Consider the following 13549-nt stretch of genomic DNA (forward strand, 5'->3'; position numbering starts at 1 on the left):
CGACGGGCTTTAACGCGGTCGTTCGCGATGCATCACCGCCTGGAAGCTCTTCAGCAGCTGAACGCTGTCCCGACGCCGTCCGGCGGCGGTTCCGACCGCAAGCAACCAAACGGCTCGACGCCGGCGGCACTGAACCGGACAGCCGACTGGTGGGCGTAGTTCACGCAGAACAGGCCGGCCTGGTCGGCTCGGCAGCGATAGTCCCCGAACAACAACGAATCCCCATTAGCCAACTCAAGCCCGTTGCCGTTGACGAACGGCCCAGGGTCGCCGCGGGTAGCTCCGACTTGCAGCCTCATCCCGTCGAAGTCGACCCAGCCGCCTTTCCATTCACCGTAGGCGGTGGCTGGAGCGGGCAGGGGATTGGTCAGGCTGACCAGACAGGTCAGCGCGCTGCCGGTGTGCTTGAAGTCCGTCGTACAGGACGCTTTGGCGGCCTCGGCGGTAAAGGCAATGTCGTCACCGAGTTCGGTGGTGACGCCCTCGCGGATAGCACTGTGATAGCGCGCGGGATCGACCGGATGCGCTCCCTCTATCCAGGCGATGACGCCCGCGATGGGGGAGCCGGCGACGGGAGCCGTGGACGCAACCGGCGGCTTGCTCGTCGCGGAAGTATTTGCCGACGAAGGGGCGCTGGTTTGCGAGTGTCCCGAGCATCCCACGACCAGCAACGGCACTGCCACCAGCGCGGCGATTCGCATCCCGTCAGGCTAGCCGCCACAGGCAGGTTTCGGACGCTGCGCCCGCCGTGTGCCCTGCCAGTCCGCTAACGTCGGATTATGCACGAGCGCACCGTCCGCGCCCGCACGGCCACCGGCATCGTCGAAGGTTTCACTCGCGATGGCGTGAACCGCTGGCGATCAATTCCCTACGCCAGGCCGCCGCTAGGTCCGTTGCGATTCCGGGCGCCACAGCCCGCCCAGCCCTGGTCAGGAGTGCGGCACTGCCACGGGTTCACCCACTGTGCACCCCAGCAGCGCCGCTACACCATGCTCGGACTGGGCAAGTACCAGCCGATGAGCGAGGATTGCCTCAGCCTCAACATCGTCACACCCGAAGCCCCCCGAACCGAAGCACTGCCCGTCATGGTCTTCATCCACGGCGGCGGATACATCCTAGGCAGCTCGGCTACCCCGATATACGACGGCGCAGCGCTGGCCCGGCGCGGCTGCGTTTACGTGTCGGTTAACTACCGGTTGGGCGCGCTGGGATGTCTGGACCTGTCTTCCCTGTCGACGCCCGACATCACCATCCACAGCAATCTCTATCTCCGAGATTTGGTGTTGGCATTGCAGTGGATCCGCGACAACATCGCCGAGTTCGGCGGCGATCCCAGCAACGTCACTATTTTCGGCGAAAGTGCGGGCGCGCATATCATCGCTACCCTGTTGGCGGTGCCGGCCGCGAAAGACCTCTTCGCCCAGGCGATCTCGGAAAGCCCGGCAGCAGGCATGGTGCGTCCCCGTGAGATTGCCGCCGAGTTCGCTACGCGCTTTGCCGATTTGCTCGGTGCCCGCCCCCAGGATGCCGCCCACGCGGTAATGCAAGCGACCCCGGCCCAACTAGTGGAAGCCCAGCATCGGCTGATCGACCAGGGCATGCAGAAACGGTTGGGCGCCTTTCCGATCGGTCCCACCATCGGCGACGACTGCCTGCCCATCGATCCCATTGAGGCGATGCGGTCCGGTCAGTCGCACAAGGTGCCGCTGATCGTGGGCACCAATGCCGACGAGGGCCGGTTGTTCACCCGCTTCCTGAAGATGCTGCCGACCAACCAAGCGATGATCGACGAACTGCTGGCTGATACGGAACCAGCTCTGCGTCAACGCATTACCGCCGCCTACCCGAATTACCCCAAGCCGTCGGCCTGCATCCAGCTCGGTGGCGACTTCGCGTTCAACGCCGCAGCCTGGCAGATCGCCGAGGCCCATGGCGCGCACGCGCCGACCTACCTGTACAGCTATGACTACGCTCCCCGAACACTGCGCTGGTCCGGTTTCGGGGCCACGCACGCGACCGAATTGTTCGCCGTGTTCGACATTTACCGGACCAGGTTCGGCGCGCTGCTGACCGCTGCCGCCGATCGCGGGCACGCGCTGCGGGTCAGCGACGAAGTCATCCACCGGTGGCGGTCCTTCAGCCACACCGGTGTGCCTGGCGACGACTGGCCCACCTATACCCAGCACGAGCGTGCCGTGATGGTGATCGACCGCAAGAGTCGCATCGAGTTGGATCCGCACCAGCACCGTCGGCTGGCCTGGCACGGCTTTTCGTTGGTGCGGTGAGCGCCATGGACCACGAGCGCGTTATCGAACGGCCCGGCGATCTCACCGCATCGTGGCTGACCGCGGCGATTGGTGCCGGCACCGTCACCGGTTTCACCGTCGAGCGCATCGGCACCGGCCAGATGAGCCAGTGCTACCGGGTCCAGTTGGCCTACGCAGCATCCGGTGCCCCGCAGTCGGTGGTGTTGAAGGTTGCGGCCAGCGACCCGGTGAGCCGACAGACCGGTCACGCGCTGGGTCTCTACGAGCGCGAAGTACGGTTCTACCGCGACATCGCGCCTCGCCTCGGCGGCCCGGTGGCGCCTTGCTACCACGCCGCAATCGACGCCGCGACCGGCGGCTTCGACTTGCTGCTCGGTGATGCCGGACCGGCCGTCGTCGGTGACGAAATCACTGGGGCCACAATAGAACAAGCAGAACGGGCGGTCAGCGAGCTGGCACGGCTGCACAGGCCATTGCTCGGTGACACAGCGCTCGCTGAGGCGCCGTGGCTCAACCGTGACTCGCCACTGAACCAGACGACAGTCGCTTCGTTGTACGCAGGTTTCGTCGAGCGCTATGGCGACCGGATTACGCCGCGGCACCGCACGGTGTGTGAAAGCCTGGTGGCAGCTTTCGATGGCTACCTGGAAACCGCGAGAGACGGAATCCAGGGTCTGGTGCACGGCGACTACCGGTTGGACAACCTGCTTTTCGGCACCGCCGAAGCCGACCGGGCGTTGACGGTCGTCGACTGGCAGACCGTCTCCTGGGGTCCGGCGATGACCGATTTGGCGTACTTCCTGGGCTGCGCTCTGCCGACTCAGGACCGTCGGACGCACTATGACGACTTGCTACGGATCTATCACCAGAAGCTGGGGCCGGACGCGCCGATCAGCCTCGCCGACGTCACCGAAGGCGTACGGCGGCAAAGCTTCTTCGGGGTCATGATGGCAATCGTCTCGTCGATGCTCGTGGAGCGCACCGAGCGGGGCGACCGGTTGTTCATGACAATGCTGCAACGCCATTGCGATCACGTGCTAGACACCGACGCCCTGGCGACACTGCCGGCCGCCGCCGCACCCGAGCCGTTGCGGCCCTCGGACGCAGACGAACTCGCCCACGCACCGACCGGCGAGCCGTTGTGGAGTGAGAGTTGGTACGCGGACTTCGTCGATGCGGCGCAAGGCTTGGGTGGCTGGCTTCGCGTCGGCTGCATAGCCAACCAGCAGACTGCATGGGTCCATGCCCTGCTCTGCGGACCCGACCTGCCGACGGTGGCCGTCGTAGACGTCGAAGTGCCGTTGCCCGACGACCCGTGGGTGCTGCGCACCGACAGCATAGAGATCAGCCACTCCGCCAGCGCACCGCTACAGACCTATCGCGTCGATGTGCGGGCGCGCGGCCAGGCATACGCGGATCCGTCGGTACTGTTGCGCGGGGAGTCGGGCCGCCCGGTCGACGTCGAGATGAATCTGGTCTGGGCGACCGCCGGCACCCCGTACCAGTATCGGCTGACCCCTCGCTACGAGATCCCGTGCACCGTTTCGGGCGCCATCACCGTCGACCGAACGGCCTACCGCGTCGACTCCGTTCCCGGGCAGCGCGATCACTCGTGGGGAGTGCGCGACTGGTGGAGCATGGATTGGATGTGGAGTGCCTTACATCTCGACGACGGTACCCACCTACATGCCGTGCGCATCCAGATTCCCGGTGCACCGGCTCTCAGCGTCGGCTACCTGCAAAGCCCCGACGGAGATGTCACCGAGCTAAGGTCGGTTCGCTTCCAAGAAGCATTCGGCCCCAATGGTTTACCGCTAAATACCACCTTGACCCTCGATCAGGGTGAGATCACGGCGATGGTCGATGTCCGCGCACACGCGCCGGTCCGCTTAACCGCCCTTGACGGGCGAGTCAGCCAGTTTCCGCGTGCCTGGGTCGGTGTTAGCACCGTAGCTGGCCGCACCGGCGTCGGCTGGATGGAATGGAATCGCAATCAACCGTGAGCACCGACCGGCCGTCGATGCGTCCACCCGTCGTGGTGATGGGTGTCTCCGGCTCGGGCAAGTCGACAATAGGGGCTGCTCTTGCCCAGCGGCTGAAAGTGCCATTCGTGGATGCGGACATGCTGCACCCGCCAACGAACATCGCCAAAATGGCTGCCGGCGAGCCGCTGGACGATGACGATCGTTTGCCGTGGCTCGACCGAGTCGCGGAGTGGCTTACTGCTCACCGAGACGGTGGCGTGGTCAGCTGCTCCGCGCTCAAGCGCAAGTACCGTGATCAGCTACGAACACATTGTCCCCATGCGACGTTCCTGCATCTCAGCGGCTCGCCGGAACTGATAGTGGGGCGATTGGCCGCCAGATTCGGTCATTTCATGCCAGCTGCGCTACTGCGCTCGCAATTGGACACGTTGGAGCCACTGGGCAACGACGAGTCAGGTGTCGTCGTGGACATCGGCCCGGACGTCGATACGGTCGTCGAACGCTTTCTGGCTAGCGCCAGCGACTCTTAACCTGGTCCGCGACCCGTTCACGTGCGGTGTCGGCCAACTCACCGCCACGGGCCGCCGCGGTGTCGGCGAGTTGGGAACCTTGGTGACGCACCGTCTCCGCGAGCTCCAAGCCGCGCGCCCGGGCCTTGCCGGCCAGCTTTTCGCCGCGCTTGCGCGCTGCCTCGGCAAGTGGCGCACCTTTTTCTGCGGCGGTGCTGGCCAGTTCGCGGCCGCGCTCAGCTCCTACCCGCAGCCCATGCACAATCTTCTCCCCTAATTCAGAATCCAAAACTGTGTCGTCGGAGCGCGGTAAGGATGACGACATCGCTTCGGACAGCCGGGTTGCGGCTCGTCGACCCCGCCATGCCAACGATGGTTTACCCGCAGTATCCGCCGCCGCGATGATCAGCCCGCCCAACAAGCTCAGATCGGTCAGAAACTCGCGCCTCTTCTGGGTCTTGACCGAGGGATCCGGCTCGCTCCAAAACATGTGAGCGCCAAGGTTACCTGGGATCACCGTCAGCGCCAACGCCGCTGAGGCCAGGCGGGGTAGTCGGCCGGTGGCTAGCAGCAAGCCGCCGCCGATCTGTACTGCCGCGTTGACCTGAGCGAACGTCTCGGCATCTGATGGAATACGGCTGCCCACCGGATCCGGCAGTGTCCGCAAACCGCTCACGGTGGGCTGGGCGGCTTCGGCCGCCGGCTTCGGATTGAACAGCGATTCGACGCCCTGGCCGATGAACACCGCGGACAGCATCGGTCGTGCAATTCTACGGATCAACATGGTCGAAGGGATTACCCCGTCCGTTCGCAAACAAACCCCATGGGTCGCTTGCTGGGCCGGCGATAGGGTGGACATCGTGCGAGCGTTGATTATCGTCGACATGCAGAACGATTTCTGCGAGGGTGGCTCGGTGCCGGTGCCCGGTGCTGGCGGACTAGCCCGCGCGATCAGCGACCATCTGGCCGGCGAAGCTGGTTACCGCCACGTCGTGGCCACCAAGGACTTCCACATCGACCCCGGCAACCACTTCTCCGATCGGCCCAATTTTTCGTCGTCGTGGCCGCCGCACTGCCGCGCGGGAAGCGCCGGCGCCGAATTTTGTCCGGACCTTGATACCGGCCCCATCGAAGCCGTCTTCCGAAAAGGTGCCTACCAGGCGGCGTACAGCGGCTTCGAGGGTATCGACGAGACCGGGACGACGCTGCTTAATTGGCTGCGGCAGCGGGGGATCGACGAAGTCGACGTGGTCGGCGTTGCCACCGATCACTGCGTATGCAGAACCGCCGAGGATGCCGCGCGGGCCGGCTTGGCCACCAGGGTGTTGCTGAGCCTGACGACGGGTGTATCCGATGAATCAACTAACGAGGCACTGGAGCACATGCGTGCCGCTGGTATCGCGGTGATCGGTAGCCGCCAATGACGTTACCGACTCGGGACGAGCTACTGGCCGCGGTGGAGCGGTCGCCGCGGGCTGCCGCGGCGCACGACCGCGCGGGCTGGGTGGGTCTGTTCACCGGTGATGGTCGGGTCGAAGACCCGGTAGGCTCGCAGCCACACGTGGGGCATGAGCAGATCGGCCGCTTCTACGACACTTTTATCGCTCCTCGCGACATTAAGTTCCACCGCGATCTCGATATCGTCTCTGGCTCGGTTGTGCTGCGCGACGTCGAACTCGAAGTGGCGATGGCTCCTGGCGTGACGATGTTTGTTCCCGCTTTCCTCCGATACGACCTGCGAAAGACCAACGCCGACTGGAAGATTGCCGTGCTGCGCGCGTACTGGGACCTGCCGGCGATGATGCTGCAATTCCTGCGAAGCGGTTCTTCGGCGATCCCACCAGCACTGAACCTCTCCCGAGGCTTACTGCGCAACCAGGGTCTGCGCGGGGCCGCTGGCTTCATGACCGGTTTTCGACGCGCGGGCGCTCGTCACCGGACGCTGGTGACGACGTTTCTCGACGCAGTCGCTCGTGCCGACATAGACTCCGCACAGCGCACACTGTCACCTGGTGCCCCAATAACTTTGGGCGATGACGACGTGTTGCTCCTGGCCGAACTCGTCGACCAGCTGCGGGCAGCCAGCTGGGCAAAGATCAATGGCGCTGGTTCAACCGTCACCGTGTCGCTCGCGTGCGATCACGGGCGCGGCATCATATTGGCCGACGTGGCCGGACGCGGCCCTCACATCAACCGGATCCGTTACTTCCCAGCCTGACTGCGTCCGGTGGGTTGGCGCCGATCCGGCCCCATCCATCAAAAGCAGACCCACCGCACGCGCGGCCACGGCGGCATCGCGCGGCGTGTCCTCCTCAGCAGAGCGCGCTCGACGCAATTGGTGCTCAGAGGTCGCTGCGCACCGTGTGCGCCGCGGCGACCGACATCTGGGCCACCTCCTCAATGAGGTCGTTGCGGGACACAGTGAGCTTTGCGTCGAGCCAACTGGTGACGGCCTTGGCCGTGCCCGCCACGATCACCAGGGTGGCGAGCCGCAGGCGATCGTACTGGCTCTGGTCGTAGTCGGTTCCGGCGAGCAGCAGCTGGGTTAGCAGCTCGGCAAGTTCGTGCTCGGCGCCGCCGACGGTGTCCTTGAGCAGCTCGCTGCCGATCAGCTCGGTGAACAACCGCGCTTTGCGTGGATCGTCGGTCAGCACCGTGATAACCCGGCCGATGCCCGTGCGCGCGCGATCAATCAGCTCGGAGGCCGAATCGGTCATCGAGTCGAGGACACGACCGTTGATTTCGGCGATCAATTGCTGTGCTACGGCCACAAACAGCTCGTCGCGGGTGCGGAAGCTCTCATAGAAATAGCGCTTCGACAGGCCAGCCTGCCGACTGACTGCCTCGATCGTTGTCGCCGCCATCCCGGCGGTGCCGGCAACTTCTAGGCACGCCTCGAGCAACTGATGACGGCGCAGGTCGCGTCGCTCCTCTGCGCTGACGCCGCGAAATGGTCTCACGACGCGGATCACCACATCATCGTGACACAGCACCGCGCCACTGTCAGGTCCTGGCCGTGTCGCGGTCCCGCTGATTGATGACCACGCATACCCGTGTCTTGGTCGGCGGCGACGCTGGAGATTTACCCGTCCGCCGTTGAAATAGTGACTTTTGGCTCTACACCAAACGTGACATGTGTCATATTGTTGGAACTGTCCAGTTCCTACTTTGTCCCAGGGGACCAGATGCCGAGTCTTCCGACCATGCCGCGATCGCTGGTTGCGCGGGTTGCCCACGTCCGGCGGAAGAAGTTCAATCCAGTTACCGTGCCCCGCCCCGACGGCCCATCTCGCCGGTGGGGTCAGTCTCGGATGATGTCGGTGCGCCGCCAGGTCCGGGTCGTCGAAGTGATCCGGGAGACCGATAACGCGGTGACCTTGGTGTTGGAGACCCTCGACAGGCAACCGGTCGAATTCCGAGCCGGGCAATACTTGACCCACTGCTTCGACATCGATGGTGCCACCGTCAAGCGGGCGTATTCGATTTGCGCCGCCGAGGGTCATCGGCTGGCGTGCACCGTTAAGGCGATCGACAGTGGCGTTGCGTCGAACTTCGTACATCACCACGTTGTTGCCGGGTACGAGTACACGGTGCTCGGGCCATCGGGCGATTTCTTGCTTCCGGACGATGACTCTGCACCGCTGTTGTTCTTAGCGGCCGGCAGCGGCATCACTCCGGTGATCAGCATGGTCGAAACGGCGCTGCTACAGTCGCCCGAACGCGAGATCTCGTTGGTGTACGCCGCACGCCGGCAAAGTGAGATCATCTTCGCGCGGCGGTTGTCGGCGTTGGTCGATGCCTATCCGCAGTTGCGGGTGGTCCATGTGCTCTCGCAGCCGGAGCCGGCATGGCCGGGCGAGGCCGGGCGGCTCACCGGAGAGCGTGCCGCCGGGTTACTGACGGCCGGCCCGGATGCTCAGGTGTTTCTCTGTGGCCCAACGGAATTGATGGACGACACTGCGGCAGCGTTGACGCTCGCCGGCGTCGCCGCCGGTCGTATCCATCGGGAACGGTTCTACGCGGCGCCCCAGCACACTGGCACGCTGCCGACTGAACCGCACGACGTGGAGTTCTGTGCCTCGGGTCGCACGATCACGCAGCAGCCGGGCGAGACGATTCTGGAGGCGGGTCTGCGCAGCGGGTTGCGGCTCGACTTCAGTTGCACCGTTGGCGGTTGCGCTTCGTGCAAACTCAAAGTGATCAGTGGCGCCGTCGCAGTCGACGAACCCAACTGCCTGACTGAGCAAGAACGATCCGGTGGCTACATCCTTAGCTGCTCGGCATACGCCCAAGAAAACGTCGTCCTCGACGCTTAAATCCCAGGAGGTTATAGATGGCTTCGGCAGTGAAAACGTCGGTGGAATCGATGGTGCGCGGCCTGCCGATCAAAGCGCAGAACAAGATTCACAAGACCCTCGACAGTGTCGGATTGATGCTGTCGGTGCAGAACCCAAAAGTTGCGGCCGCCATGGCACCGTCGGCGGTACGGGGACTGGTACTAGGCAAAGGCAAGCGTGGCGATCACGTGGACATGCCTGCCCACCACAGTGCGCACTTCCGGCTCAACTACCAAAGCGACTTCACCGAGATGTACGAGCTGTACCGTCGGGCGGTGTCCAAGCAGTGGGACGGTGACAGCGACTTGCCGTGGGAGCTCGACGTCACCCCGGATGACCCCAACGCGCAAATCCTGCCGCGCAGCTTCGTGCCGTTCAACGAGATCGAAGGATTGGGCGTCAGACTGACGGCGCTGGAGGAGCGCAAGCTGACCTGGGACATCGCGGCGTGGCTGCTCAGCCAGTTCATGCACGGTGAGCAAGGTGCCCTGTTCGCCTCCGCTCAGGTGACCGAGTGCGTGCACTGGACCGACGCGAAGCTCTACGGTGCAACGCAGGTGATGGACGAGGGTCGTCACCTTGAGGTGTTTCTGCGCTACCTCGACACCAAGCTCGAGAAGATCTACACCATCAACGACAATCTTTTTGTCCTCATCGACGAGCTGATGACCGATAGCCGTTGGGATTTCAAATTTCTCGGGATGCAAATAATGATCGAAGGCCTAGCACTCGGCGCCTTCACCACCATTTACCAGCAGACGCGCGAGCCGCTGCTCAAACAGTTGCTCAAGATGGTGATCCAGGACGAAGCCCGCCACGTGCATTACGGCGTGCTGGCCTTGCACGACCACATCACCCACAACATCTCGGAGAAGGAACGTCGCGAGCGCGAAGACTGGGTATACGAGGTGGCGCTGCTGATGCGTAACCGGTTTCTGATGCACGAGGTGTACGAGGAGTGGTTCTCCCACAAGGTGCCGCTCAAGGTCTGGGACGAACAGATGCTGGACTCACCCAGCATGGTCAAGTTCCGCAGCATCATGTTCGAGCGGCTCATTCCCAACCTCGAATACATCGGGCTGATGAGCGACCGGATCAAGACCCACTACGAAAAGTCCGGGCTCACCCAATATCTGGGCGGCAAGAACGCGACCCAGCTCACCGCGGACGATCTGACCGACGGCGCGGGCTCTGGCCCGGATAGCGACGAGATGCCCCAGGAATCGCAGGAGTTGGCGGCGGGAACCTCGGCCTAAGGCGCCGACGGTCGCGTTTTCACTTGCTCGGCGCGGTCCGCCGCCGACGGGGTTTGCCTCGAAGCTTTTCTGACGGCCTCGCGTACAGTCAGCGTTGGCGCCGAGGCCGAAACGGGAGCATCAAATGGTAACTAGGCCGTTGGCACGGCGCAGCCTATTGCGGGGCGCTGGCGCACTCACCGCGGCGGCACTGGCACCGTGGGCCACGGGCTGCGGTGCCGACGAGGACGTGGTGACCTTCTTCTTCGCGGCCAATCCTGACGAAGCGGTCGCCCGAATGCGCATCATCGAGGAGTTCCAGCGCCGCCACCCCGATATCAAGGTGCGGCCGTTGCTGTCCGGACCTGGCCCCCTGCAACAGGTGTCGACGTTTTGCGCCGGCGGCAAGTGCCCGGATGTGCTTATGGCGTGGGAGTTGAGTTACCCGGGGTTGGCTGATCGGGGAGTGTTCTTGGACCTCAACACCATGCTGGCGCGGGATCGAAGTTTTGCAGCCGAGCTGCCGCCCAACAGCATCGATGCGCTGTATGACACCTTCACCTACGACGGAGGCCAATACGCCCTGCCGGAGCAATGGTCAGGGAATTATTTGTATTACAACAAGCGGCTTTTCGCCGAGACGGGCGTGCGGCCGCCCCCGACCAGCTGGGAACAGCCGTGGAGTTTCGCCGAATTTCTCGACGCCGCTCGCGCGCTCACCAAGCGTGATGCAGCCGGACGCGTCACGCAATGGGGGTTTGTCGACACCTTCGTCCCCAGCATCTCCGCCGGGCTGTTCGCCATGAACAATGGCGTGCCGTGGTCCTCGCCCAGAATGAACCCGACTCACCTCAATTTTGACCAGGACGCCTTCGTCGATGCCGTCCAGTTCTACGCCGACCTGGCCAGCAGACACCAAGTGGCGCCCACCGCATCCGAGCTGCAGTCGACGGCCACGCCCGATCTGTTTGCTCGGGGTAACGCGGCGATGGCGCTGGGCGGGCACTGGCGGTACCAGACTTTCGACCGGGCCAACGGCTTGGATTTCAATGTCACCGCGCTGCCGCTGGGTCCCAACGGGCGTGCTCCCTGCTCCAATATCGGCGCTACCGGTCTGGCCATTGCCGCGAGCAGTCACCGCCAGGAGCAGGCGTGGGAGTTTGTCAAATTTGCAACCGGACCGGTCGGTCAGGCATTGATCGGCGAAACCAACCTCTTCGTGCCGGTTCTGTGGTCTGCCATCAACTCCGCCGGGTTCGCCAAAGCGCACAGTAGGGTTGATAATCTCGCCGTGCTCACTCAAGGGCCGAGCCACTCCCAGGGCCTGCCGATCACCCCGGCGTGGCCCAAGGTCTACGCCCTCATGGAACGCGGCTTCGGGCCGGTGCTCAGGGGGTCTCGGCCGGCGACATCGCTGGCCCGTCTATCGCACGCCGTCGACGAGGTGCTGCGTACTCCGTGACATGGATCGAGGCGCGAAAGCGCGACCAGCTCTGGCGGCGACGGCCGTGGGCCGGCCGTCTCTTTGTCGCGCCCAACCTGGCAGCGGTTGTGATTTTCCTGCTGTTTCCGCTCGGGTTCTCGCTGTACATGAGCTTTGAGAGCTGGGATCTGTTTACTGCGCCGAGGTTTGTCGGTCTAAGGAACTTCCGAAACCTTTTCACCTCGGACCCGCTGTTTCTCATCGCCGTGCGCAACACGGTGATCTTCACCCTCGGCACGGTTGTGCCGACCGTTCTCATCAGCCTCGTTGTCGCCGCGGTGTTGAATCGGAAAGTCAAGGGCATAGGCATCTTTCGGACGATCACATTCCTGCCGCTGGCCATCTCGTCGGTGGTGATGGCGGTCATCTGGCAGTTTGTCTTCGATACCAATAACGGATTACTCAACATCATGTTGAGCTGGGTGGGGATCGGCCCGATCCCGTGGCTGATCGAACCACGATGGGCCATGGCTTCGCTATGCCTGGTCAGTGTGTGGCGAAGCGTGCCCTTTGCCACCGTCGTCCTGTTGGCCGCGATGCAAGGGGTTCCTGAAACTGTCTACGAAGCGGCCAGAATCGACGGCGCCGGCGAAATACGGCAGTTCGTGTCGATCACGGTGCCGTTGATCCGCGGCGCAATGTCCTTCGTGGTTGTCATTTCGATCATCCACGCATTCCAGGCTTTTGATCTGGTGTACGTTCTCACCGGTGCGAACGGGGGACCGGAAACGGGAACCTATGTCTTAGGCATCATGCTGTTCCAAAACGCCTTTGGGTTCCTGGAATTCGGTTACGCGTCGGCGCTGGCCTGGGTGATGTTCGCCATCTTGCTGGCGTTGACCGTACTGCAACTGCGCCTCACGCGGCGCCGCTCGTGGGAGGTTTCCCGTGGACTCGGCTGATCGAGTGTTCAACCGCAACTTCTTTCGCGCTGCGGTCCTGTACATCGCGCTGATCGCGATCGCCTGGTGTGCCCTGTTTCCGATCATGTGGGCACTGTCGGGCTCGCTGAAGGGGGAAGGCGAGGTGAGCGAGCCGACGTTGGTCCCGGCACACCCGCAGTGGTCCAATTACCTTGAGGTGTTTGCGCTGATGCCATTCTGGCGGATGTTCTTCAACACGGTGTGGTATGCCGGATGTGTCACCGCCGGCCAAGTATTCTTTTGCTCGCTGGCCGGATATGCCTTTGCGCGCCTGCATTTCCGCGGCCGCGACACTTTGTTCGTTTTGTATCTGGGCACGCTGATGGTTCCGTTGACGGTCACGGTGATCCCACAGTTCATTTTGATGCGCACGCTCGGGTGGGTGGACACGCCATGGGCGATGATTGTGCCGGGGTTGTTCGGTAGCGCCTTCGGCACCTACCTGATGCGGCAGTTTTTCCTCACGCTTCCCACCGATCTGGAAGAAGCGGCGATTCTGGACGGCTGCTCGCCCTGGCAGATCTACTGGCGCATCCTGTTACCACATGCCAGGCCGGCGGTGATGGTGCTGGGAGTGCTCACCTGGGTCAACGTGTGGAACGATTTCCTGTGGCCGCTACTGATGATTCAACGCAACAGTCTGGCCACACTGACCCTTGGCCTGGTGCGGTTGCGAGGTGAATACGTCGGGCGGTGGCCTATTTTCATGGCAACGTCGATGCTGATCCTGTTGCCGTTGGTCCTTATCTATGCGGTCGCGCAGCGCTCCTTTATCCGCGGCATCGCCGCGACTGGGCTGGGTGGGTAGCC

Annotated in this window: 12 protein-coding genes and 1 pseudogene; 10 read left to right on the top strand and 3 right to left on the bottom strand. The window is 63.5% G+C overall.

The annotated features are described in order from the left end of the window. Positions 1 to 50: 50 nt before the first annotated feature. A complete protein-coding gene (locus tag F0Q45_RS10385) occupies positions 51 to 701 on the bottom strand; it encodes a hypothetical protein (RefSeq protein WP_149653874.1) in 651 nt (216 codons plus the stop codon). A 78-nt stretch (positions 702 to 779) separates the two neighbouring features. Here F0Q45_RS10385 and F0Q45_RS10390 point away from each other — a divergent pair, with 78 nt between their 5' ends. Genes F0Q45_RS10390 through F0Q45_RS10400 form a run of 3 tightly spaced genes read left to right on the top strand, consistent with a single transcriptional unit; the run spans position 780 to position 4782 of the window. Next, the gene (locus F0Q45_RS10390; RefSeq protein WP_149653875.1) at positions 780 to 2285 is read left to right on the top strand and encodes a carboxylesterase/lipase family protein; all 1506 of its coding nucleotides are present in this window, start codon (positions 780 to 782) and stop codon (positions 2283 to 2285) included. Positions 2286 to 2290: 5 nt separating this feature from the next. After that, entirely contained in the window at positions 2291 to 4270 is a 1980-nt protein-coding gene (locus F0Q45_RS10395; protein ID WP_149653876.1) for a DUF7064 domain-containing protein, read from the top strand. A 17-nt stretch (positions 4271 to 4287) separates the two neighbouring features. After that, positions 4288 to 4782, top strand: coding sequence for a gluconokinase (locus tag F0Q45_RS10400; protein ID WP_262490942.1), 495 nt, complete (start codon positions 4288 to 4290; stop codon positions 4780 to 4782). A gap of 13 nt (positions 4783 to 4795) precedes the next feature. On the opposite strand, the pseudogene F0Q45_RS10405 reads toward F0Q45_RS10400, so the two are convergent. Continuing rightward, positions 4796 to 5545, bottom strand: a pseudogene (locus F0Q45_RS10405) (DoxX family protein); the annotation flags it as partial. 76 nt (positions 5546 to 5621) lie between these two features. On the opposite strand from F0Q45_RS10405, the gene pncA reads away from it, so the two are divergent. Both pncA and F0Q45_RS10415 read left to right on the top strand, forming a co-directional pair. After that, positions 5622 to 6185: a pyrazinamidase PncA gene (pncA, locus tag F0Q45_RS10410; protein ID WP_149653878.1), complete on the top strand. Its 564-nt coding sequence runs from the start codon at positions 5622 to 5624 to the stop codon at positions 6183 to 6185. After that, positions 6182 to 6979, top strand: a complete 798-nt coding sequence (locus F0Q45_RS10415) for a ketosteroid isomerase family protein (RefSeq protein ID WP_149653879.1) — start codon at positions 6182 to 6184, stop codon at positions 6977 to 6979. Before pncA ends, F0Q45_RS10415 begins: the two co-directional genes overlap by 4 nt. Before the next feature lie 124 nt (positions 6980 to 7103). Here F0Q45_RS10415 and F0Q45_RS10420 read toward each other — a convergent pair whose 3' ends face one another. Next, complete coding sequence (locus F0Q45_RS10420) at positions 7104 to 7733, bottom strand: TetR/AcrR family transcriptional regulator (RefSeq protein ID WP_149653880.1); 630 nt, start codon at positions 7731 to 7733, stop codon at positions 7104 to 7106. Between the two features lie 342 nt (positions 7734 to 8075). Here F0Q45_RS10420 and F0Q45_RS10425 point away from each other — a divergent pair, with 342 nt between their 5' ends. The 5 genes from F0Q45_RS10425 to F0Q45_RS10445 all read left to right on the top strand — a co-directional run bounded on the left by F0Q45_RS10425 (position 8076) and on the right by F0Q45_RS10445 (position 13547). Continuing rightward, positions 8076 to 9077, top strand: a complete 1002-nt coding sequence (locus F0Q45_RS10425) for a ferredoxin--NADP reductase (RefSeq protein WP_223163892.1) — start codon at positions 8076 to 8078, stop codon at positions 9075 to 9077. Positions 9078 to 9094: 17 nt separating this feature from the next. Next, positions 9095 to 10354, top strand: a complete 1260-nt coding sequence (locus F0Q45_RS10430; protein WP_223163893.1) for a ferritin-like domain-containing protein — start codon at positions 9095 to 9097, stop codon at positions 10352 to 10354. Between the two features lie 124 nt (positions 10355 to 10478). After that, positions 10479 to 11795 (top strand): ABC transporter substrate-binding protein, encoded by a 1317-nt coding sequence (locus tag F0Q45_RS10435; RefSeq protein ID WP_149653882.1) that lies wholly within the window; start codon positions 10479 to 10481, stop codon positions 11793 to 11795. 5 nt (positions 11796 to 11800) lie between these two features. Then, positions 11801 to 12718 (top strand): carbohydrate ABC transporter permease, encoded by a 918-nt coding sequence (locus tag F0Q45_RS10440; protein WP_149653903.1) that lies wholly within the window; start codon positions 11801 to 11803, stop codon positions 12716 to 12718. After that, the gene (locus F0Q45_RS10445; protein ID WP_149653883.1) at positions 12705 to 13547 is read left to right on the top strand and encodes a carbohydrate ABC transporter permease; all 843 of its coding nucleotides are present in this window, start codon (positions 12705 to 12707) and stop codon (positions 13545 to 13547) included. Before F0Q45_RS10440 ends, F0Q45_RS10445 begins: the two co-directional genes overlap by 14 nt. Positions 13548 to 13549 lie beyond the last annotated feature (2 nt).

Source organism: Mycobacterium simiae (genome assembly GCF_008370645.1).
Classification (GTDB): domain Bacteria; phylum Actinomycetota; class Actinomycetes; order Mycobacteriales; family Mycobacteriaceae; genus Mycobacterium; species Mycobacterium simiae_A.